This is a genomic window from Mogibacterium kristiansenii, from assembly GCF_029224645.1.
Classification (GTDB): Bacteria; Bacillota; Clostridia; order Peptostreptococcales; family Anaerovoracaceae; genus Mogibacterium_A; species Mogibacterium_A kristiansenii.
Window position 1 is genome coordinate 1 of sequence record NZ_JAQXUZ010000007.1, and the last position, 22,169, is coordinate 22,169.

Consider the following 22,169-nt stretch of genomic DNA (forward strand, 5'->3'; position numbering starts at 1 on the left):
CTTCACACAATTGCCGGCCTCTAAATGCATTTTCGCCCGCACACCGGCCGGCCTCTTTGCTCCCCCCTGCCCGCAAATCCTTATGCCTTCGTTTCGGGGAGCAAAATCTTCACACAATTGCCGGCCTCTAAATGCATTTTCGCCCGCACACCGGCCGGCCTCTTTGCTCCCCCCTGCCCGCAAATCCTTATGCCTTCGTTTCGGGGAGCAAAAACCCCTGCAGCGGTTCCGAACCGCTGCAGGGGTTTCTCTATTTCTTTATTCCTCTGCTATATCCTTATATCCTCTATGCCTGCATTTCCACATACTCATCGTAGGTGCACAGCTTATCCGTAAGGTGGCCTTCCCCGTCGATTTCCATAATCCGGTTGGCAACCGTGCTGATGAACTCGTGGTCATGGGACGCAAAGATAATATTTCCCTTGAACGCCTTCAACCCATCGTTCACGGCAGTGATGGATTCCAGATCCAAATGGTTGGTTGGCTGATCCAGCACCAGGAAGTTGGATCCGAAGAGCATCATCCGGGACAGCATGCACCGCACCTTCTCTCCTCCGGAGAGTACTTTTACCTGCTTGTACACATCATCCCCGGAGAACAGCATCTTGCCTAAGAAACTTCTCATAAAGGTTTCGGTGGTCTCGGAAGTGTACTGACCCAGCCAGTCAATCATGTTCAGCTCGCAGTCGTTGAAGAACTCCGAGTTGTCCATCGGGAAGTAGGACTTTGTGATGGTTACACCCCATTTAAAGGAACCTTCGTCCGGCTCCATCTCGCCCATGAGGATCTTGAACAGGGTGGTGTTGGCAATTTCGTTCTCACCGACGAAAGCGATTTTATCCTCCCGGCCCACCATGAAGGATACGTTGTCCAGTACTTTTACGCCGTCGATGGTCTTGCTGATTCCGTCTACCGTCAGGATGTCTTTACCCGCTTCTCGATCCATGGTAAAACCAACGAACGGATACCGTCTGGAGGATGCCGGCATTTCCTCTACGGACAGCTTGTCCAGCAGCTTCCGGCGGGAAGTGGCCTGCTTGGATTTGGACTTGTTGGCGGAGAACCGCTGAATAAAGGTCTGCAGTTCTTTGATTTTATCTTCATTCTTCTTATTCTGATCCCGAATCATCTTCTGAACCATCTGGCTGGATTCGTACCAGAACTCGTAGTTGCCCACGTACATTTTGATTTTGCCGTAGTCCACGTCCACGATGTTGGTGCAGACCGTATTCAGGAAGTGACGGTCGTGGGATACCACGATGACCGTACCCTCGTAATCCAGCAGGAAGTCCTCCAGCCAGTTGATGGCCTTGATGTCCAGGTGGTTGGTCGGCTCGTCCAGGAGGATGATGTCCGGATTGCCGAACAGCGCCTGCGCCAGGAGAACCTTCACCTTCTCCTTACCGGTGAGCGTGCTCATCTGAGAATAGAGAATATCGTTGGAGAGTCCCAGCCCCTGAATCAGGCGGCTCACGTTGGACTCCGCTTCCCAGCCGTCCATCTCAGCGAACTCCCCTTCCAGCTCTGCCGCACGGATTCCGTCCTCATCGGAGAAATCCGGCTTCATGTACAGGGCATCCTTTTCCTTCATTACGTCATAAAGGTGCTTGTTTCCCATAATTACGGTGTCCAGAACGGTGTATTCATCGTAGGCGAAGTGGTCCTGCTTCAGAACCGACATTCTGGCCCCCTTCTTGATGGCCACATCTCCGGTGGTCGGCTCCAGATTTCCGGAGAGGACTCTCAGGAATGTGGATTTGCCCGCACCGTTGGCGCCGATGACGCCGTAGCAATTTCCCGGTGTGAATTTCAGATTAACATCCTTGAACAGCGGCTGTCCGCTGAAATTCACGCTTACATTTATTACGTCTAACATGTGTGTTCCTTTCTCTCGTGAATGCAAACATATTAAAAGCGTTGCAAATAGAACATTCACAACGCTTCGACTTACATAGTACTGCCTGATTTTACCATAAAAGCAGCATTCATGCAATCGCCAAATCCAGCTTGTCCGGAATCAAGAAGTCTCCCCTACAACGACGACTGGCTCCGGAAGTTCACCGGCTCATAATCCTGCAGCGGCGCCAGAAAACCGCACTCTTCCAGCTTATTCTGAATCATATCCAGAATCTCCCGGCTTTCCGCCGTAACGGTATGATAGTGATACCCGGAGGTCGCCCGCATCAGCGGACGGGATTGACCTTCCCGAATTTGTTTTAGGTAGTTCTCGATATCCAGCCGAGAGCGAATATTCAATTCCCCCCGCATGGTTCCGTACACCTTATGGTATACAAACTCATCCCGGATTCGTCCGCCGCAATCCACGATGATGGAGAATTCCTTCCGAATCTCCTCCTCCGTGTGAATCACCTTGAACACCCGGCTGGCTTCCTCCGAGTGCTGAAGCACATATCCCCGATTGGTGGACAGCACCTCATTTCCCTGGGCCCGAAGGATGGAAATATCCTGAACGATGACCTGCCGGCTGACGCCCAGTTCCTGCGCCAACGCCGCTCCGGACAGGGGTTCCGCACTGTTTTTTAGTTTTTTAATGATTGCATCTCTTCGTTCCGCCGTTTTCATTCCGATTTTTTACCCCCTGTTCTCCAACTCATTCTTCCCACGTTTTCCGGGTCCTATATTCTTCTCATATTCTTCAGCGACAGGTCCAGAATCGGGGACGAGTGAGTCAGTGCACCGCTGGATACGTAATCCACCTTCAGGTCCCGAATCATCTCCACCTTCGCCTCATCCACATTGCCGGAAATCTCGATTTCCGCTCTGCCGTCGATGATTCCAATGGCCTCTGCCATCGTGTCGTGGTCCATGTTATCCAGCATGATGATATCCGCTCCGGCATTTACCGCCTCCCGGGTCATCTCCAGATTCTCCACTTCCACTTCGATTTTCCGAACGAAAGGCGCATACTCCTTGGCCATTGCAATCGCCTTCGCCACGCCGCCGGCCGCCTCGATATGGTTATCCTTCAGCATCACGCCGTCGGAAAGGTTGTACCGATGGTTGCATCCGCCGCCGATTCGCACCGCGTACTTCTCAAAAACCCGGTTGTTCGGAGTAGTCTTCCGCGTATCCAGCAGGCGAATGCCGGTTCCCTCCAGCAGGTCCGCAATCTGACGGGTATGGGTCGCCACGCCGCTCATGCGCTGCAGATAGTTCAGCGCCGTCCGCTCGCCGGACAACAGCACCCGGATATCCCCCCGAATGTCCGCCAGCTTCTGACCCTTCTCCACCTTATCGCCATCCTTCACGTAAGTGACAACCTCCGTCTCCGGATCCAGCAGAGTGAATACCCGCTCAAAAACCTGCAGACCGCAGATCACGCCGTCCTGCTTGCAGATCAGCTCCACGTTCCCCGGGCACTTGTCCCGCATGATGCAGTTGGTGGACACATCTTCACTGGTAATATCCTCCCGCAGCGCGCCGAGAATCAGCGGCTCCACGTTCAGCTCCATTGTCGCTCTATCAAACATTTTATTTCCTCTCTTCCGATAAAAACAAATTTCGCTCTCCATACGTTTCCGACGCTTCCGCCATTATACGTGGCGGTACTCGGAATTTATCGGCGTTCCGCCGTTTGCCTTCTCAATGGCCGCTGCCACCAGGCGGATGTTCTCCTTCTCCATGGTCTCCCGATCCTCATACTTCTTCAGATCCGTGTTGGTCACCACTTCATCATTTCCCTTGAACTCAGAATAGTGCTCCACCAGATCCTGAGCCGCTCTCTTGGAGAACACCAGGCTCTCCAACAGGGAATTGCTGGCCAGACGATTCTTTCCGTGCACGCCGTTACAAGCGGTTTCGCCCACGGCATACAGCTGGTTCATGGTGGTTCTGCTCTCGTGATCTACCTTGATTCCGCCCATGAAATAGTGCTGCGCCGGAACCACCGGGATGCACTCCTTGAACACGTCATATCCCGCTTCTCTGCAGTGCTCCACGATGTTCGGGAAGTGGTTTTCCAGCACGTCGTGTGGAATCGGTCGCAGGTCTTCCCATACGTGTTCTGTTCCGTCCTTTTCCATCTGTTCGTGAATTTTCTGGGACAGCAGATCTCTCGGCAGAAGCTCGTTGGCGAAACGCTCCATGTTCTTTCCGTAGAGCTTTGCGCCCTCTCCTCGAACGGATTCCGAAATCAGGAAGCTTCTGGTCTTATCATCCTTGGAATAGAATGTGGTCGGGTGAATCTGCACGTAGTTGATGTCCTGCAGTTCAATTCCGTGGCGAATGGCGATGGCCAATGCATCGCCGGTGAGATGACGGAAGTTGGTGGAATGGCGATAAATTCCGCCGATTCCGCCGGTGGCCAGTACGGTGCAGTCCGCCTGAATGGTCTCCAGCGTGCCGTCCTTCTTCCGAACCACCGCGCCGTAGCAGGTGTTGTCCTTTGTAATCAGATCTTCCATGGTGGTGTATTCCATCAGCTTTACGTTCGAAAGTTTTTTTACCTGCGCCAAAAGCTTGCTGGTAATTTCCTTGCCGGTGATGTCCTCGTGAAAGAGGATTCTTTTATCCGAGTGGGCGCCCTCCCGGGTGAAATCCAATTCGCCGTTCTCGTCCCGGTGGAAACGAACACCGTATTCCAGGAGATCTTGAACCACGTCCTGCGAGGAACGAATCATGATGTCCACGGACTCCCGGTCGTTCTCGTAGTGTCCGGCTTTCATGGTATCTTCAAAATAGCTGTCGTAGTCCTCGTCGTCCTTCAACATGCAGATTCCGCCCTGTGCCAGGTAGGAATCGTTGCTTTCCAGATCGGCTTTGGTAATCAGGGTGATTTCCTTGTCTCGAGGAAGCTGCAGTGCACAGTACAGTCCGGAGCAGCCGCTGCCGACGATTAATACTTCTGTCTTCATTATTAAACCTTCTTCCTTATGTTCCGTTGTTTTCAACCTTCCATTAACAACAAACCTTTATCAGTGATGAAGTATAACACATATTCTTTCAGGTGACAAGACAGTTGTAAATAAAAAATTTTACTGCTGTCTTGACATGTAAATATACAGTCACTATAATGAATAGGACAATCTGAAAGGAAATAAGGTTATGAATACAAGAGAATTACAGGATCGAATTATTGAACTGAAGAAGGAGAAGGATGTCTGCATCCTGGCCCACGCCTACCAGAGCCACGATATCTGGGAAATTGCGGACTACGTCGGCGATTCCTACGGCCTCAGCGTACAGGCAGCGAAGGCGCCTCAGAAGACCGTTATCATGGCCGGCGTTCGCTTCATGGCAGAAACCGTTAAGGTTCTTTCCCCGGAGAAGAAGGTTCTCCTGGCCAACGACCTGGCGGGATGCACCATGGCGCTGCAGATGGACCGGGATAAGGTTCTGGAGATGCAGAAAGAAAATCCGGGATATGCCACCGTCGCTTACATCAACACCACCTCGGAGCTGAAGACCGCCGTGGACGTTGTGGTCACCTCTTCCTCTGCCGTTAAGATTCTGAAGAATATGCCGGAGAAGGACATCCTGTTCATCCCGGACTGCAACCTGGGCGCATGGGTCGCAAAACAGCTCCCGGAGAAGAATTTCAAGTTCTTCCAGGGCGGCTGCTCCACTCATATGAACATCACCCCGACCGACGTTCGGATTGCTCGGGAGAAGCATCCGGAAGCCAAGGTTCTGGTTCATCCGGAATGCCGCGCATCGGTCACCGAACAGGCGGATTATGCCGGAAGCACCACCGGAATCATGAACTACGCGAAGGAAAGCGATTGCAAAGAATTCATCATCGGCACGGAGAGCAGCATCGTGCAGCACCTCCAGTTCGAATGTCCGGATAAGAAGTTCTACCTTCTCTCCGACCGCTGCGTATGTCATAACATGAAGATTACCACCTTGTACGACATATACAACGCACTGCTGGGTGAAGGCGGCGAAGAGATTCTGCTTTCCGACGAATTGATTCGGGATGCCAAGAGACCGATTGACCGCATGATTGAACTGGGCAAATAAATTCCGGTCGGACCCGTTTGAAGGCACGAACCATCCCTGTGGACTCGCTCCGCAGGGATTATTTTGGTTCTTCACTTTTTTGGTTCTTCACTTTTTTTGCAATGTTTTTTCCTTTTTAAATTTCCTATATCAGTGACTCCTTCCGGCATGGTTCGCGCTCGCCTCTCCTCTAAGCCTTTGTTTTCCGTTTCCGAGCGCGAACCACTACCCCGGAAATCATCACCGGCCGGCCCGCGCTCCGGAAAAGTTCGCGCTCGCTGCCCCGGAAAGCCGAATAAAAAAATCATTCGTCCGTCATCGATTTCCGGTAGCGATGACCACCGCGCTATGCTACCATATACGTACAAAGGAAGGAGATCGCCTATGGGATCCTATGTTGAATTCAAAAATGTAAAGAAGGTGTACCGCATGGGGGAGGTGCTGATTGAAGCTCTCCACGACGCCACATTTGAAATAGAGAAAGGCGAAGTTTGTGTCATTGTAGGGGCATCCGGCGCCGGCAAAACCACCTTGCTGAACATCCTGGGAGGTATGGATACCCTGTCCGACGGACAGGTTCTTCTGGACGGAAAGGATATTTCCCGGTACAGCCGGCGGGAACTGACGGACTACCGCCGATACGAAATCGGTTTCGTCTTCCAATTCTATAATTTGATTCCAAACCTCACTGCTCTGGAGAATGTATCCCTGGCCACTCAGATTTGCCGGGATCCTTTGGATGCGGAAGAAACACTGACAAAGGTGGGACTGAAGGACCGCCTGGGGAACTTTCCGGCCCAGCTCTCCGGCGGCGAGCAGCAGCGGGTGGCCATCGCCCGGGCGCTGGCGAAGAATCCGAAACTTCTGCTGTGCGATGAACCTACCGGTGCGCTGGATTACAACACGGGAAAGTCCATCCTGAAACTGCTTCAGGATACCAGCCGGCAGCAGGGCATGACGGTGGTCATCATTACCCACAACACCGCCCTCACCGCTATGGCCGATCGAATTATCCACATCAAAAATGGACACATCTCTTCGGTAGAGAAGAATGAGCACATCACCCCGGTGGAAGACATAGAATGGTAGGACAGAAAAATGCTGAAAAAATCAACATTGCGAGAAATACGTTCCAGTCTGGGAAGATATTTGGCCATCCTGGCAATCGTCATGCTTGGCGTGGGGTTTTTCTGCGGTCTGAAATCCACCAAACCAGCCATGGTGGCTACTGCCAATGAATACTTGAAGAAAAACAAGATGTACGACTATCAGCTTCAGTCCACCCTTGGGTTAACGGAAAAGGATGTAGATGCCGTCGCCGGGCAGAATGAGGTGGAAGCGGCGGAAGGTTCCGTCACGGAAGACGTACTCTTTCACTACGAAGGGCAAGCATCCGATAAGGTGCTCCGCTTCCATTCCATCACCTCAAAGGTCAATACCATCCACCTGATGAAGGGACGTCTGCCGAAAGCCAAGGATGAATGCGTGGTGGATCACAACCTTGGAAATGACCTGATTGGAAAGAAAATCGTGATCTCCCCCCGGAACAGCAAGAGTACCCGAAATTTGTTTTATCGGAAGGAGTTGAAGGTGGTGGGCACCGTCACCTCGCCGGTGTACCTGAACTTTGAGCGGGGTACCACCTCCTTGGGCGATGGAAAGGTTTCCGGCTTCGTGTATATGAACCGGGATGCTTTTGATACGGATGTTTTCACCCGGATTGACGTGAAGCTGAAGAAGAACTACCCGATTTACTCCAAGAAGTACAAGAATTATATCGATGCCAACAATGCCGGAATGGAGGATATTCTTGAAGAGCGGGCGGAAATTCGATACAAGGATATTGTGGCCAAAGCCACTCGAAAATGGGAAAAGAACAAAGCCAAGTACGAGAAGAATTATAACGATTTCCTAAAAGAAAAGGCGGACACCCAACAGAAGCTCCGGGACAACCATCAGAAGCTGACGAACAACAAGGCGAAGCTTCAGAAGAAGAGCAAGAAGCTGAACAGCAAGGAAAAATCTCTGAAATCCAATCTGAAGAAGGTAGACAGAGGAATTCGGCAGGTGAACGCCGCTATCGAACAGAGCAAGGCGGCAGGCGCGCCGGTGGATCGGCTTCTGGCGCAGAAGCAGCAGCTTCAGGGGCAGAAGCGGAAGATCCAAGATGGTCTTCTACTGGTGAAGAAAGGCAAAGGGAAAATCAAGGCGGGCAATCAGGAACTGAAAAAAGGCTTCACGAAATATAACGAAGCCGTTGCCACGGTCAACAAGGAATTCCGCGAGGCAGAAGATAAATTGGCGGATGCCAAGGAGAAGCTGGACGACGGTAAGAAGAAAATTGCCGAAATCGATAAAGCGGATACCTACGTGCTAGACCGAAATACCAATACAGGATACGCATGTTTCGACAGCGATTCCTCCATCGTAGACGGAATCTGCAAGGTCTTCCCGATTTTCTTTTTCCTGGTCGCCGCCCTGGTGTGCATGACCACCATGACCCGAATGGTGGATGCCCAGCGGACGGAAATCGGTGTGCTGAAGGCACTGGGATACAGCAATTCTTCCATCATCGGAAAATACCTGTTCTATTCCTGCAGTGCTTCCCTATTGGGCGCCGTTACCGGACTTTTCGCCGGCGCTTATATTTTCCCGAAGGTGATCTGGAAAGCCTACGGCATGATGTACGACTTCAATGCCAACCTTAAATACGTACTCAGCCCGAAGCTGTCCGCTGCGGCGGTGGGGGTTTCCCTGCTTTGCGCCGTCAGTGCCACTCTGCTTCCTTGTCTGGGGGATTTCCGAGAAGTCCCGGCACAGCTGATTCGGCCTCGGGCACCGAAGAACGGAAAACGAATTCTTTTGGAACGAATCGGATTTCTGTGGAACCGGTTCAGCTTCCTTCAGAAAGTCACCTTCCGGAATATCTTCCGCTACAAAAAACGTTTTCTCATGATGCTCATCGGCATCAGCGGCTGCACCGCCCTTCTGGTGGCCGGTCTGGGCATTCGGGATTCCATCCAGAATGTGGTGAATTTCCAGTTCGACGAAATCCAGAAATACGATTACGATGTGACGTTCGATAAAAACATGACCGCCGAAAAGCAAAAGACATTCCGCAAGAATAACGACGGCGCCTACAAGGATATTCTCTTTGTCCATAAAAACAGTGCCGACATCCTCCACGGCGATCAGGTAAAATCCATCACCCTGATTGCGGCGGAATCCAAGGGTTTCCGGCAGTTCGTGGATCTCCACAACCACGCCGGCAAATCCATTTCCTATCCGGGTAAAGGTCAGGCGGTCATCTGTAAGAAGCTGGCACGCAACTACAATCTCTCCGTGGGAGATGAAATCACCCTCCGGGACGATGATTATCACCAAGGCAAGGTGAAAATCAGCGGAATCTGCGAAAACTACATCTACAACTACGTGTACATCACACCGGATACCTACCGAGACCTGTTCGGAACCGCGGCATCCATCAAATCCGCCATGGTTCGCACTGCCACCGGCAGCGACAAGTCCGTGCACCAATCCGCCACCAAACTTCTCAAGCGGGATGAGGTGGCCGCGGTATCCATCAACATAGATATGAGGGACCGGGTCAACAACATGATGAAGAGTTTGAATGCTATCGTTCTGGTGGTGGTTCTCTCCGCCGGCGCACTGGCCTTCATCGTGCTGTACAACCTGACCAATATCAACATCACCGAGCGAATCCGGGAGATTGCCACCATCAAGGTGCTGGGCTTCCGAAAAGGCGAAACCGCCGCCTACGTCTTCCGGGAGAACATTTTTCTCACCGGAATCAGTGCTCTGCTGGGCTTGGGACTGGGGCGGATTCTTCTGGGATTCATCATCAGCCGGATTAACATAGATCTGATTTCCTTCGATACTCGGATCACCGGATTCAGCTACGCTCTGGCAGTGATTCTCACCTTCGTCTTTGCCTTCATCGTGAGCATTGCCATGTCCCGACGGCTGGAGAACATCAGCATGACGGAGTCCTTGAAGAGCATCGAATAGCCTTTCCAGGCTTTCTTGCACCAAGTCCCCGCCGATTCCGAGGCATTTTCCTCGATGGACTTGGTGCATTACCGACGCAATCAATGCGTTTCCAGGCTTTCTTGCACCAAGTCTTGGTCGCTTCCGAGGCAATTCTCCCGGGGGACTTGGTGCATTACCGACGCAATCAATGCGTTTTCAGGCTTTCTTGCACCAAGTCTTGGTCGCTTCCGAGGCAATTCTTCTGGGGGACTTGGTGCATCGCCGACGCAATCAATGCCTTTCCAGGCTTTCTTGCACCAAGTCTCAGCCGGTTCCGAGGCATTTTCCTCGATGGACTTGGTGCATTGTCGACGCAATCAATGCGTTTCCCGACTTTCTTGCACCAAGTCTTGGTCGCTTTCGGGGAAATTCTCCCGGGGGACTTGGTGCATTGTCGACGCAATCAATGCGTTTCCAGGCTTTCTTGCACCAAGTCTTGGTCGCTTCTGGGGCAAAAGGTAAGGCCCTGCATCCGTAATGCAATCCTGAAGATGAGATTGCATTACGGATGCAGGGTCTTTCAGTCTTTGGCGTCGACAGACCGAACATCTGGGTCGTATTGGCGGGACATGACGGAGAAAAAAGCTCTTCACTTTACAACAAGTGCAAACGCACAAGCGAATGCAGCAACTATTGCCGCAAGCATGGGATAACTACAATTTTTAAATTTGAAAAAATAAATTCCTGCAACAACAAAAATACAAACTAAGAGTACTTTTATTAAAGATGACAATAATATTCCGTTTTGTATCACTCCGGTGCCTCCAAGGATACCTAGGATTGGGATAAGGCATCCAAACATTACCAGAACTATCAAAAGGTTTCGCTTAGTCACGTTATCGTGCAATTACCTATACTTTGTAATTACTCCTCCTTTCCTCTACCGAATCTTCCCCAACCGGAACGCTTCAATCATTTCCTGTGTCAGCGCAGGCCGAACCGGGTTCATTTCCAGTTCCTCTCGGGAAATGAAGAAAGCGGTTTCCAGCTCCTCGCGGTCCAGGACGATGCGGTCGTCCCCGTCCACCTCTGCGGTGTAGCCGATTTGCAAGTTTCCCGCAAAACCCCACGGCTGGGATCCGTAGTATCGGATGTTCTTGACCCTGAGTCCCACTTCTTCCATGACCTCCCGGGCCACGCATTCCTCTGCGGACTCCCCGATTTCCACGAAGCCGGCAATCAGTGCATACAAGTTGGTCTGCTTTCTGCCGTTGTAACGGGATACCAGCAGCTTATCCTCATGGGTTACCGCCACCGTTACCGCCGGGTTAATTCGGGGAAAAATAAGATTTCCGCACTTCGGACAGCGCATCAAGCGTTCCTTCTCGCCGTATTCCGTCCGGGTTCCGCATCTTCCGCACATCCGATTGTTTTTGTACCACGCGTTCAGGTGCCCTGCCGTCATGGCCGCAAAGCACAGGTCTTTCGGTTTTCCCTTTCGGAGAACCCGAGGAGACCGATACTCGTAGCCCGCCGGCAGGGAAACGCTGCATTCGCTCTTTGGCATAAAGAACCGGGTATCGTCAATGGAGAACAGGTAGACGCACTCCTCTTCCGTAAGACCTGCATCTCCCGCTTTTGGAATCTCCAGCATTCCGTCCTCGGACTCCTTCATGCCGATTTCGCCGCTCTTCTCATCGAAGAGAAACAGCTCATCCTCTGCCCGCATCCGAATGTCCGGTCTGTAGTGATTATCAAATATTCTATCGCCGATTTCCTGTATCATCTATAATTTAACTCCTGCTAAAAGTATTTTCGGGATCTCTCCCTGCTTACAGTTCCGGGAATCCGTGCGCCCGATGGTACTGCCGCCCCTTTTCACAATCCGACGCAATCCGCTCCCGCAGCTCTTCTACGGAACCGAATTTCATCTCCGGCCGCTCCCACTTCAAGAACTCAATCCGGATATTTTTACCGTACAAATCCCGATTCAGTCCGTACACGTGGGTCTCGATGGATTTCTCAAATTCCCCGACTGTTGGTTTTACCCCCACATCGGTAATCCCCGGATATTTGACGCCGTCGATTTCCGCCAATGTGTAATAGACCCCGTTGGGCGGCGCGATTCGGTAGGCTTCGAACACCACGTTGGCCGTCGGGAAACCGATTCGGCCCCCCAGCTGCTTGCCGGGAATCACCTTTCCGGTGCAGTAGAAGTTCCGGCCCAGGCAAACCGATGCCCGTTCCATATCCCCTTCCGTAATCAGTCGGCGAACCAAGGTGGAGCTGACCACCATATCATCAACGTACACCGGCTCATTCACCAGAACCTCCATTCCCAGGTCCCGGCCCAGGCTTTGCATCAAATCCACATCCCCGGCCGCTTTCTTTCCGAACCGAAAATTGAATCCGCAGCACACTGCTGCCGCATGCAGGGTCTCTCCCAGAATGCGCCGGATAAAATCCTCTGCAGAGGTATTTCGAATTCTCTCGTCAAATGGAATATCCACCACAACCTCAATCCCCAGGGACTGAAGCAGTGCCATTTTCTCCATCTCGGTACAGATGAGGCTCACCTCTTTGCGGGTATGCGTGGAAAAGGTAAAGCATACCGGCGTCCAGTTGTTCCGCTTTGCTTTTCGTACCGCACTCAGGAGAATCTCCCGGTGGCCGATATGAACCCCGTCGAAATTGCCCAGTGCTACCACCGTCTGCCCATCTATCTTAACATCGTCTAATGAACGTATTACTTTCATCTTATCGTATCACCTTCTCCGGATATAACGTATTCTCCCGAAGGGAAGAAATTCCCAGGAACTTTCCTTCCGGGTCGTACACCCGGTATTTATCCCCCAAGCGGGACTCCTTCTGCATCGCCTCCGGAACTGCAGGCGATGCAAGCACGTTCACGTATCCGGTATCAATCTCCCGACCATTGTAATAGAACGGCACGGACTCCATGCTCTTCAGTTCGATTCTGCCCAAGTGCACCAACGTTTCATCCATGGGAATCACGCAGCGCTCCAGCTCCTCATCGGTCATCTCCAAAATCTCCGGAAGCGTCCGCGCGTCTTCCACCCGAAAACAACCGGATTGGATTCGCTGAAGGGCGGTCATGGTGCCGCCGCAGCCCAATTTTTTCCCGATATCATCGCAGATGGTGCGGATATATGTTCCCTTGGAGCAGGTCACCCGAAAGAGAATCCGGTTCTCTCCCAAATTCACTTCCACCGGCTGAATGTCCTCCACATAGATTTTCCGGGATTTGATTTCCACCTCTACCCCTTCTCGGGCGTATTTGTACAGTGGCTTCCCGTTCAACTTCAGTGCGGAATACTTCGGCGGAATCTGGGTGATCCATCCCCTAAAAGAATCAATCGTCTGAATTACATCCTCTTCCGACACATCCACCGGTTTCGTCTCCAGTACCGTGCCGGTGATGTCCAGAGTATCTGTCACCATTCCCAGCTTCATTTCCGCTTCGTAGGTCTTAAAATCGTCATCGTAATATTCGATAATCCGAGTCGCCTTCCCAAAACACACCGGAAGCACTCCCGTCGCCATGGGATCCAGCGTTCCGGTATGCCCCACACGGCGAATGTGAAGCCGTCCCCGAAGTTTTGCCACCACATCCTGGGAGGTCCAGCCCTCCGGCTTATTGATATTCAGGATTCCGTTTTCAAACATATTATTGATCTTTCTCCACTTGCTCCACTAACTTCTCTGTAATAATCGACTTCGCCTCATCCAGCGGTTTCCGGATTCGGCAGCCCGCCGCCAGAACGTGTCCGCCGCCGCCCAAGGCACCGGCCACTTCCGCCACGTTGATATGGGACCGGGAACGGAGACTGCATCGAATCACCGCCGGTTCCGCTTCCTTCAGCAGGCATCCCACCTCGATGCCGTCCACGCTCATAATGTCCTGCACAAAACCTTCCGCTTCGCTCAATTCGCACCCGGTCTCCCGGAGCATTTCCTGTGTCACGGCGGCCACGGCCACCTTGTCCTCACCGAACAGCTGAATACTGCTCATCACCAGGGAATGCAGCCGAATGGACCGCAGGGAATTGCGGTTATAAATCAGGTTGCTGATTTTCTTGCAATTGAACCCCGACACCCGGTGCAGCTGCGCCGCCATTTCGTGGGTACGCGCAGTGGTATTGGCATGCTGAAAATTCCCGGTATCCGTGGTGATTGCGGTAAAAATACCCTCCGCCATCGGAAGATCGATTTCCACATTCATCGCTTCAATCAAAAGCTCAATCATCTCTCCCGTTGCCGCCGAGTCCGGTTCGATTCGGCCAAAATCAAAATTCGGTTGTTCTCCGGTCACCCCATGGTGGTCAATCACTGCTTTTACCGGGGCCGTCTCAAAGATTTCCTCTCGCCCCGGAATGCGGTTCATTCCGCTGCAATCCACCATGATGGCCATTTCCGGCCGGAAGTCCGGCTGGGAAACAATCAAATTCCTCGCCAGAAAGTCCAGATTCGCCGGTGTCGCCTCGTCGGTGACGATTACCGCATTCTTACCCATGGATTTCAGCGCAACGCAAAGAGCGGATGACGAGCCCAAGGCATCGCCATCCATGTTTACGTGCGGAAGAATCACGATGTGATCCAATCCTGCCAATTTTTCTGCTATCTCTTTGTATGAATTCTTCATATTAGTTCTCGTTGTGAATTTCATCAATCAGCGCATCGATGTGCCGTCCGTAATCCATGGAGGAATCGATTTTGAAAATCAATTCCGGCACGTGGCGCATCTTGATGTCCTTTCCGATGTTCTTCTTGAAGGTTCCCTTTGCCCGATTAAAGGCTTCCAGAACTTCCTTGTTCACTGCTTCTTTGTCCTCATCTGCGAGGGTCAGCGGTGTGATGTACACCGTGGCGAAACTGCCGTCCGCAGTGACATCCACACCGGAAATGGTGATAATTCTCGAGTTCAGTCTCGGATCCTTGATTCCGTTCACCAGCAGCTTGCTGATGCTCTTTTTAATCTCTTCCGAAACCCGTCCAATTCGATGATTTCTACCCATAATTATCTTTCAACCTCTACCATTGTGAAGCATTCCAGCGTATCGCCCGGTTTGATATCGTTGTAGTTCTCGATTCCCAGACCGCATTCGTAACCGGTTGCCACTTCCTTGGCATCGTCCTTGTATCTCTTCAGAGAGGAGATGGTGCCTTCGTGGATTACGATGCCATCCCGTACCAGACGAATCTGTGCATTCCGCTGAATCTTTCCTTCTGTAACATAGGCACCGCCGACAGTTCCCACGTTCGGTACGCGGAAGGTGTCACGGATTTCTGCCTTACCCAGAATTTCTTCCCGGAATTCCGGATCCAGCATACCCTTCATCGCGTCGGAAATTTCGTCGATGATATCGTAGATGACACGGTATGTTCTGATTTCAACATCCGCATCCGCCGCCTGGTTGGTTACGGCCGTGGTCGGACGAACGTTAAATCCGATAATGATGGCATTGGATGTCTCCGCCAGCATTACGTCGGACTCGGTGACGGTACCTACGCCGGAATGAACCACGTTGATTCGAACATCCGGTGTATCCAGCTTCTCCAGAGAGGAGATGATAGCACCGACGGAACCCTGTACGTCCGCCTTGATAATCAGGTTCAGTTCCTTGGTCTCGCCTTCCTGAATCTGGGAGAAGAGCTTGTCCAGCGTCATGCTGGCATTCTTTGCCAATACATCCTCTCTCATCTTCTCGGCACGGCTGTTTGCGATTTCTCTGGCAACCTTATCGTCCTTCACGGCATTGAAGGCATCACCGGCCATCGGTACATCCGACAGACCCAGAATTTCTACTGCCGTTGCCGGACCGGCCTTACGGATTTTGTCACCCTTGAAGTTAGTCATTACACGGATCTTTCCGGAGCATGTTCCGGCTACCACACTCTGACCGGTCTTCAGAGTACCGTTCATTACCAGCAGTGTGGCAATCGGACCTCTTGCCTTGTCCAGTCTGGCCTCGATTACCGTACCCAGTGCCAGTCTGTCCGGGTTCGCCTTCAGCTCCAGCATTTCTGCCTCCAGAAGAATCATCTCCAGCAGGTCGGTAATGCCTTCGCCCTTCTTTGCGGATACCGGTACACTGATTACGTCTCCACCCCAGTCTTCTACCAGGATGCCGTTGTCGGCCAGGTCCTTCTTTACCTTGTCCGGATTTGCGCCCGGCTTATCCATCTTGTTGATGGCAACGATAATCGGAACGTTTGCCGCCTTTGCGTGGCTGATGGACTCGATGGTCTGCGGCTTAACACTGTCATCTGCCGCAACAACCAATACGGCGATATCCGTAATCTGTGCACCGCGGGCACGCATGGTGGTAAACGCTTCGTGTCCTGGAGTATCCAGGAATACGATTTTCTTGCCGTTGATGGTAACTTCAGATGCACCGATATGCTGTGTAATTCCGCCGGATTCTCCTGCGGTGACGTTGGTGTTTCGAATCGCATCCAGCAGGGATGTTTTACCGTGGTCAACGTGACCCATTACGGTGATGATTGGAGCTCTCGGCTTCAGTTCGCTTTCCGCATCTTCGTGAAGATCCAGGCCTTCTTCCGGCTCTTCTTCCACTTCTTCGGTAACCACGACGCTGATACCCAGATCCTCTGCCAGCATCTCCACCACGTCCTTATCGATGGTCTGGTTCAATGTAGCCATGATGCCCATCTTCATCAGAGACATGATGATGGATGTCGGCGAGATCTCTGCCTGTTCTGCCAGACCTGCAACGGTAATCGGAACGGTTACCGCAATGGTGCCTTCCGGCAGAAGCTCTTCAATATCCACTTCCGGCTCCACGTTCTTCGGTGCTTTCTTTTTCTTATGTCTGGTCTGTTTTTCCAGAGAATTCTCGTCGAAGTAACGGGAATTTTTTCCGCCGCCGTTTCCTTCGTGACGACCGTGCTTGTTGTGACGATCGCCTCTGCTGCGGTCTTCATTCTTATCCTTATTGTGGTCAAAGAACTTCTTGCTCTTTCCCTTTCCGCCCTTTCCGGTTTCTACCGCTGCCATTTCCGGTGTGGATGCGCCGGTGCTGCGGCGCGGGGAATGATCGTTCCGGCCTTCATTGTTGTTCCGGCGGTTTCCGCCGTCCTTACGGCCCTGACCATCTTTTCCTCTGCGGTCATTGCGGTCGTTTCTCTTCTTTCTGCCATCGGAAGATTTGCCGGATTCCTTTGCTTCCGGCTGCGGTGCTTTGGATGCATCGAAAATCTTCTTGAAGCGCATTGGCTTGTTCGGAGCGTTGGTATACTCTTCCTTCTTTTCCTCTGCCTTCTTTGCCGTCTTCTTTTCTTCTGCCTTGTGGTCCGCTGCCTTCTTTTCAGCAGGCTTATCGGACGTCTTTTTCTCAGACTTCTTCTCGGATTTCTTCGCCGCCTTTTTCTCAGCGGCTTCTTTTTCTTTTGCGGCTTTCTGCTCAGCCTTTGCCGCCGCTTCTTCGCTTTCAACCTCGGCTGCGGTCTTCACGATTTTCAGTCCAACCCGTTTCTTCGGCTCTTCCTTCGGAGCTTCTTCCTTTGCCGGTGCATCCTTCGGAGCTTCTTCCTTCTCCTTCTTCGCCATCGGTGCCGGTTTGCTGATAATCGGAGTTGCCTTAATCTTCGGTTTCTTGGACTGGGCTTCCGGACGATCGTTTCCTTTCAGCATATTGATGGTGCTGATAATTCTACCCGCATCCCGATCCTCCATGCTGTCTTCCTCGCCGGTCACCTTAATGCCCAACTTGTCGGAATTTCGTTTCAGTTCCTGATACGAAATATCCAGCTCGGTCATAATATCAGATACCTTCTTCGCCATTCACTACCTCCTTTACAAATGCACTGGCTTCGTCAAAAGCCGCATCTGTTATTTCCATTTTGATTTCTCTCTTATAATTTCGCTGAAATGCTCTGCTTTTTCTTGCTTTCTCGATGCATTCCGGATTCTTGCAGAGATACACGCCTCGCCCCGGGCTCTTCCCGTCTCGATCCACATGAATGGCTTCATCGTGGAGCGTCAGCCGAATCAGCTGATTCTGAGGAAAGGATTCCCTGCACCCGATGCATCTTCGCATTGGTGTTCTTCGGTCTTTCATACCACGCCTCTACTCTTCCGAAGCGGTCTCTTCTGCTTCCGGTGCTTCTGCCTCCACAACTGCATCTTCTGTCATTTCATTTTCTTCTTCAAAAGCATTTGCCTCTTCATCTTCATCGGTATAGTCATCAAAATCAAAACCGCTTTCTTCCAGCTGGGCCTTGCTCTTGATATCGATCTTCCATCCGCTGACTCTGGCTGCCAGACGAACGTTCTGTCCTTCTCTTCCGATGGCCAGGGAAAGCTGCTGTTCCGGAACCACAGCGATGGCGCTCTTTTCTTTTTCATCGGCATATACCGCTTCCACAACTGCCGGACGCAGAACGTTGCTGATCAGCACCGTCGGATTCTCATCCCATACGATGATGTCGATTTTCTCATCGTTCAGCTCGTCCACGATGGACTGTACACGGGATCCCCGGTTTCCAACGCAGGCACCTACCGGATCCACGTTCTCATCGTTGGAATATACCGCAATCTTCGTGCGGGAACCGGCCTCACGGGCAATTCCTTTAATCTCCACCGTACCGTCGGCAATTTCCGGAATTTCCAGTTCGAACAGCTTCCGAACCAGTCCCGGATGGGAACGGGAAATGAAAATCTGAGTTCCCTTCGGCTTCTTCTGTACGTCCATTACGTATACCTTGATATACTGACCCGGACGCAGTTCCTCGCCGCGAACCTGCTCGGATTTAGACAAAGAACATTCCACGTTTCCGATGGATACGTAGACTCTGCCTTCGTTCACTCTCTCGACTCTTGCGGTCACCAGCTTTTCCTTCAGTTCGATGAACTGGTCGTAGGTGTTGTTTCGTTCCGCTTCACGGATGCTCTGAACCACAACCTGCTTTGCGGTCTGTGCGGCAATGCGGCCGAAATCCTTCGGATCGATTCGGTACTGAATCTCATCGCCGATTTCGTAACGTTCGTCGTAAGACCGTGCTTCTTCCAAAGATACCTCGGTGGCATCATCCATTACTTCTTCCACAACTTCCTTGCTGAGAAGTACCATTACCTCACCGGATTCCCGGTCTACTATGACATCCACCTTCTGGTCTTTGCTGTAGTTTCTTTCGTAAGTGGTTTTAACGGCCTTCTCGATTGCCGCGATAATGTCCTCTTTGGAAATGTTCTTTTCGCGCTCCAACTCATTGAGTGCATCTAGAAATTCCTTATTCATTTAACCCTCCTAAAATATAACTGCAAGGTTGATCTTGGAAATCTTCTTGTGCGGAATCTCCAATCTCTCCCCATCTAAATCCAACTGAATTACATCTTCTTCCGTGCGTCCCACCAGCTCGGCCTCAAAGCTCTTCTGACCGTTCATCGGTTCATACAGCTTGACGTCTACAATTCTTCCGGCGAAACGGTCGAAGTCCTTATCATGAATCAGCTCCCGATCCATTCCCGGTGAGGACACCTCGATGGTGTACTGACGGGCAATCAGATCCAGTTCATCCAGTTTCTCGCTCAGATACCGATTCACCTCTTCACATTCTTCAATGTTTACAAATTCCTGCTCACAATCTGCCGGTTTGTCAAGATATACCCGAAGTTTCCATTCCGGTCCCTCCTTGCGGTACTCTACATTATAAATTTCCAAATCTCTGCCGCAAATATACTCTTCTGCAAGTTCTTTTACGCGGCTGACTACATCTTCTTTTGCCATCATCCCTCCGGAATAATCCACATACAAACGAAAGAGTGGGCTCTGCCCACTCTTTCAAGTTCCAACGTATATGGATATAATAGCACGAATCCCTTTGATATGCAAGGGTTTTTCTTGATATTCCGGGGAATTCTTAGATTTTGTAACGTGCCATAGAAGCCGCCAAGTGCTTCATCATGGTTTGCGTTGCCGCATCCACATTTCCGCTGATAATCGCACCGTACAATTTCTGATGCTCTTCCACAACGGCCTGCAGCTGTTCCGAATCCACCATACCGGTTCCGCTGACCCGCTTGAGGAAATTTCGAATCGTGGTCAGCATGGACAGGATAATCGGATTGCCGGAACATTCTGCAATGCAGGTATGGAATTCAATATCCGCATTCAGGGTTTCCTGCAGCGCATGCTGCAGATTGTCCGTATCCTTGCTTTCCTGGAAGGTTTTCTGCATCCGATAATAGATGTCCGTCAGTTTATCCAGTTTATTCTTATCCTCGCACTGAGACGCCAGCTGAACCGCCCGGAGTTCCAGCGCTCCACGAACCTGAAGGATGCTCTTTACCTGAGTGCCGTCCAGAAACAGAGACCAGGACAACGGTACCGAGAAGAAATTGGTTTCCCGGCTCGTAATATACGTACCCTGTCCCAGGCGTATATCAATCATCCCCAAGACGTCCAATACCTTTAAGGCCTCCCGGACGGCGGATCGGCCGACATTTAATTTTTTTGCCAGCTCCCGGTCTGACTCAATCTGATCTCCTCGCTTTAGACGGCCTTCCAGAATTTCATCGGCGAAATACATGGTCAGTCGATTGACCAACTGACTGATATTTCCCTTTTTTTCACTCTTATAGAACAAATCCTCGTCTGCCTGATGAGAATTCAAACAGGTTTCCAGATTCTGGAGAAATTCCTGCGGTTCCAGGGAGAACATCATGCTGTCCAGCTGTAAACGGCCGGAAACGGCACTGATTACCTCATTGAGGCGATCGCCCCCCTTGGATTCCAGGTTGGATAGAGTCGCCACGCTCATGGCCGTCTTTCCATTCTCTTTCATCAGAAAATACTCCAAAAATTCCTTTTGGGTCATCTTCAACGTCCGGCGAACCTGTCGGATATTGTCTTTCTTGTAGACAGAGTTGTACTTGCCCTCTACCATCATGTACCTCATTTTTTCACTCAATCTTTAACTTCGCGATTACTCGTTCAGAAGTTTTTCAACCAGGTCGGTCATCAGTACAGAGGCTTTAGCCAGGTCACTGTATTTACTGAATTCAACCGGTGCATGGCTTCGACCGTCCTTGCTGGAAACGAACAACATAACTGTTGGAAGCTGCTGACCGATTTCCAGAGAGTCGTGTCCCGCACCACTCGGAAGACGCATGTAGGAATATCCTCTCTCCTTGCAAGAATCTTCCAGTGTGTCCAGCATGCCTGCATCCAGAGCAACCGGTTCGATGACCAGCTTCGTGTCAATTTCATAGGTTCCGCCCATAATCTTGCACTCACGCTCCAATGCAGCTCGAATTCTTCTGGCGATATCATTAATATTATCATTATTCATGGACCGAATGTCAACCGTGAACTCTACTTTCTCCGCAACGATGTTCATTCCGCCCGGGGTTACGTTCATGAAACCAACGGTAGCAACCGTACCGTCTGCCTTCTCCCGTGCCCAGTCTGCAATTTTGCAGATTACCTTCGATGCGGTATCTACGGCATCCATTCTCATATCCATTGGAGTGGTTCCTGCATGGTCGGCTCTTCCGTGTACCGTAACCATGTATCTCTGAATACCGACGATACCGGTTACCAGACCGATTTCCAGCTCTTTCTGATCCAGTACCGGACCCTGCTCGATGTGCGCTTCTACAAAGTGACCGATGGAACCCTCTTTCCAAGCGGCATCGCCTACTTTTGCCGGATCCAAGCCGTATTCCTTCATCGCTTCTGCAATGGAGATTCCGCTTGCATCCTTGAACTGCTCGGTATATGTCTCATCGCGGTGACCCAGTATTGCACCGGAACCAAAATATCCGGTCCCGAAACGCATACCTTCTTCATCGTTGAAGCCGACAACAACCAGATCTCTCTTATGTTCCATTCCGCTCTCTACAATCTGACGAGCCATCTCGATGGAGCAAACCACGCCGCCGATGCCATCGTAGTTACCGCCGTGGATCACCGAATCGTAATGAGAACCGGACATTACACATGGAGCGTCCGGATCCGTACCTCTCAGAATACCGATTACGTTTCCGGCTTCATCCTCGTGCACTTCCAGACCAATTTCTTCCATGATTTCTCTCAGATAATTCACGGCATCTCTCGCTTCCTTGGTGAACGGAAGTCTGGTGCAACCTTCTCCCGGGGTAGCGGTGAATTTCTTCAGATACTCCAAATCCTGGGCAATTCTTCCTGTAATCTTTTCGATTTCCATCTTAACGT

The 22,169-nt window shown here is 51.3% G+C and carries 18 protein-coding genes; 3 read left to right on the forward strand and 15 right to left on the reverse strand.

Annotation, left to right across the window (positions count from 1 at the left end; translation table 11 throughout):
• Positions 1-286 precede the first annotated feature (286 nt).
• The 4 genes from PUE40_RS02560 to PUE40_RS02575 all read right to left on the reverse strand — a co-directional run bounded on the left by PUE40_RS02560 (position 287) and on the right by PUE40_RS02575 (position 4,874).
• Positions 287-1,876: an ABC-F family ATP-binding cassette domain-containing protein gene (locus PUE40_RS02560; RefSeq protein ID WP_277671814.1), complete on the reverse strand. Its 1,590-nt coding sequence runs from the start codon at positions 1,874-1,876 to the stop codon at positions 287-289.
• 155 nt (positions 1,877-2,031) lie between these two features.
• A complete protein-coding gene (locus tag PUE40_RS02565) occupies positions 2,032-2,583 on the reverse strand; it encodes a transcription repressor NadR (protein WP_277671815.1) in 552 nt (183 codons plus the stop codon).
• 53 nt (positions 2,584-2,636) lie between these two features.
• Positions 2,637-3,491, reverse strand: a complete 855-nt coding sequence (gene nadC / locus PUE40_RS02570) for a carboxylating nicotinate-nucleotide diphosphorylase (RefSeq protein ID WP_277671816.1) — start codon at positions 3,489-3,491, stop codon at positions 2,637-2,639.
• Positions 3,492-3,554: 63 nt separating this feature from the next.
• On the reverse strand, positions 3,555-4,874 hold the full coding sequence (locus tag PUE40_RS02575; protein ID WP_277671817.1) for an L-aspartate oxidase: 1,320 nt from the start codon (positions 4,872-4,874) through the stop codon (positions 3,555-3,557).
• Positions 4,875-5,064: 190 nt separating this feature from the next.
• On the opposite strand from PUE40_RS02575, the gene nadA reads away from it, so the two are divergent.
• From nadA to PUE40_RS02590, 3 genes are all read left to right on the forward strand, one after another.
• Positions 5,065-5,982, forward strand: a complete 918-nt coding sequence (gene nadA, locus PUE40_RS02580; RefSeq protein ID WP_277671818.1) for a quinolinate synthase NadA — start codon at positions 5,065-5,067, stop codon at positions 5,980-5,982.
• Between the two features lie 363 nt (positions 5,983-6,345).
• Positions 6,346-7,050: an ABC transporter ATP-binding protein gene (locus PUE40_RS02585; protein ID WP_154553986.1), complete on the forward strand. Its 705-nt coding sequence runs from the start codon at positions 6,346-6,348 to the stop codon at positions 7,048-7,050.
• A gap of 9 nt (positions 7,051-7,059) precedes the next feature.
• Positions 7,060-9,990: an ABC transporter permease gene (locus tag PUE40_RS02590; RefSeq protein ID WP_277671819.1), complete on the forward strand. Its 2,931-nt coding sequence runs from the start codon at positions 7,060-7,062 to the stop codon at positions 9,988-9,990.
• Positions 9,991-10,891: 901 nt separating this feature from the next.
• Here the strand turns inward: PUE40_RS02590 and nudC are convergent.
• The 11 genes from nudC to PUE40_RS02645 form a co-directional block, all read right to left on the reverse strand.
• Complete coding sequence (nudC, locus tag PUE40_RS02595; RefSeq protein WP_277671820.1) at positions 10,892-11,737, reverse strand: NAD(+) diphosphatase; 846 nt, start codon at positions 11,735-11,737, stop codon at positions 10,892-10,894.
• 46 nt (positions 11,738-11,783) lie between these two features.
• Complete coding sequence (locus PUE40_RS02600; RefSeq protein WP_154553983.1) at positions 11,784-12,707, reverse strand: bifunctional riboflavin kinase/FAD synthetase; 924 nt, start codon at positions 12,705-12,707, stop codon at positions 11,784-11,786.
• A gap of 1 nt (position 12,708) precedes the next feature.
• Positions 12,709-13,638 carry a tRNA pseudouridine(55) synthase TruB gene (truB, locus tag PUE40_RS02605; protein WP_277671821.1) on the reverse strand — a complete coding sequence of 310 codons (930 nt, stop codon included), beginning with the start codon at positions 13,636-13,638 and terminating at the stop codon, positions 12,709-12,711.
• Between the two features lies 1 nt (position 13,639).
• Positions 13,640-14,614 (reverse strand): DHH family phosphoesterase, encoded by a 975-nt coding sequence (locus tag PUE40_RS02610; RefSeq protein WP_206157296.1) that lies wholly within the window; start codon positions 14,612-14,614, stop codon positions 13,640-13,642.
• Between the two features lies 1 nt (position 14,615).
• Positions 14,616-14,987 (reverse strand): 30S ribosome-binding factor RbfA, encoded by a 372-nt coding sequence (gene rbfA / locus PUE40_RS02615; RefSeq protein ID WP_154553980.1) that lies wholly within the window; start codon positions 14,985-14,987, stop codon positions 14,616-14,618.
• 2 nt (positions 14,988-14,989) lie between these two features.
• Positions 14,990-17,776: a translation initiation factor IF-2 gene (gene infB / locus PUE40_RS08290; protein WP_277671822.1), complete on the reverse strand. Its 2,787-nt coding sequence runs from the start codon at positions 17,774-17,776 to the stop codon at positions 14,990-14,992.
• Positions 17,757-18,053: an RNase P modulator RnpM gene (rnpM, locus tag PUE40_RS02625; RefSeq protein WP_154553978.1), complete on the reverse strand. Its 297-nt coding sequence runs from the start codon at positions 18,051-18,053 to the stop codon at positions 17,757-17,759. Before rnpM ends, infB begins: the two co-directional genes overlap by 20 nt.
• Before the next feature lie 9 nt (positions 18,054-18,062).
• Positions 18,063-19,232: a transcription termination factor NusA gene (gene nusA / locus PUE40_RS02630; RefSeq protein WP_277671823.1), complete on the reverse strand. Its 1,170-nt coding sequence runs from the start codon at positions 19,230-19,232 to the stop codon at positions 18,063-18,065.
• Between the two features lie 9 nt (positions 19,233-19,241).
• Positions 19,242-19,721 (reverse strand): ribosome maturation factor RimP, encoded by a 480-nt coding sequence (locus tag PUE40_RS02635; protein ID WP_277671824.1) that lies wholly within the window; start codon positions 19,719-19,721, stop codon positions 19,242-19,244.
• A 133-nt stretch (positions 19,722-19,854) separates the two neighbouring features.
• Entirely contained in the window at positions 19,855-20,892 is a 1,038-nt protein-coding gene (locus tag PUE40_RS02640; protein ID WP_235898191.1) for a FadR/GntR family transcriptional regulator, read from the reverse strand.
• Positions 20,893-20,919: 27 nt separating this feature from the next.
• Positions 20,920-22,161, reverse strand: a complete 1,242-nt coding sequence (locus tag PUE40_RS02645; RefSeq protein WP_277671825.1) for a M20 family metallo-hydrolase — start codon at positions 22,159-22,161, stop codon at positions 20,920-20,922.
• Between the last annotated feature and the right edge of the window lie 8 nt (positions 22,162-22,169).

Excerpts from the sequence above, each read along its gene's own strand:
- PUE40_RS02565 (WP_277671815.1), bottom strand. The coding sequence starts at position 2,583 with ATGAAAACGGCGGAACGAAGAGATGCAATCATTAAAAAACTAAAAAAC.
- rbfA (WP_154553980.1), bottom strand. The coding sequence starts at position 14,987 with ATGGGTAGAAATCATCGAATTGGACGGGTTTCGGAAGAGATTAAAAAG.
- truB (WP_277671821.1), bottom strand. The coding sequence starts at position 13,638 with ATGTTTGAAAACGGAATCCTGAATATCAATAAGCCGGAGGGCTGGACC.
- PUE40_RS02635 (WP_277671824.1), bottom strand. The coding sequence starts at position 19,721 with ATGGCAAAAGAAGATGTAGTCAGCCGCGTAAAAGAACTTGCAGAAGAG.
- PUE40_RS02585 (WP_154553986.1), top strand. The coding sequence starts at position 6,346 with ATGGGATCCTATGTTGAATTCAAAAATGTAAAGAAGGTGTACCGCATG.
- nadC (WP_277671816.1), bottom strand. The coding sequence starts at position 3,491 with ATGTTTGATAGAGCGACAATGGAGCTGAACGTGGAGCCGCTGATTCTC.
- PUE40_RS02610 (WP_206157296.1), bottom strand. The coding sequence starts at position 14,614 with ATGAAGAATTCATACAAAGAGATAGCAGAAAAATTGGCAGGATTGGAT.
- PUE40_RS02600 (WP_154553983.1), bottom strand. The coding sequence starts at position 12,707 with ATGAAAGTAATACGTTCATTAGACGATGTTAAGATAGATGGGCAGACG.
- PUE40_RS02575 (WP_277671817.1), bottom strand. The coding sequence starts at position 4,874 with ATGAAGACAGAAGTATTAATCGTCGGCAGCGGCTGCTCCGGACTGTAC.
- PUE40_RS02590 (WP_277671819.1), top strand. The coding sequence starts at position 7,060 with ATGCTGAAAAAATCAACATTGCGAGAAATACGTTCCAGTCTGGGAAGA.
- nusA (WP_277671823.1), bottom strand. The coding sequence starts at position 19,232 with ATGAATAAGGAATTTCTAGATGCACTCAATGAGTTGGAGCGCGAAAAG.
- nadA (WP_277671818.1), top strand. The coding sequence starts at position 5,065 with ATGAATACAAGAGAATTACAGGATCGAATTATTGAACTGAAGAAGGAG.
- nudC (WP_277671820.1), bottom strand. The coding sequence starts at position 11,737 with ATGATACAGGAAATCGGCGATAGAATATTTGATAATCACTACAGACCG.
- PUE40_RS02645 (WP_277671825.1), bottom strand. The coding sequence starts at position 22,161 with ATGGAAATCGAAAAGATTACAGGAAGAATTGCCCAGGATTTGGAGTAT.
- PUE40_RS02640 (WP_235898191.1), bottom strand. The coding sequence starts at position 20,892 with ATGAGGTACATGATGGTAGAGGGCAAGTACAACTCTGTCTACAAGAAA.
- rnpM (WP_154553978.1), bottom strand. The coding sequence starts at position 18,053 with ATGAAAGACCGAAGAACACCAATGCGAAGATGCATCGGGTGCAGGGAA.
- PUE40_RS02560 (WP_277671814.1), bottom strand. The coding sequence starts at position 1,876 with ATGTTAGACGTAATAAATGTAAGCGTGAATTTCAGCGGACAGCCGCTG.
- infB (WP_277671822.1), bottom strand. The coding sequence starts at position 17,776 with ATGGCGAAGAAGGTATCTGATATTATGACCGAGCTGGATATTTCGTAT.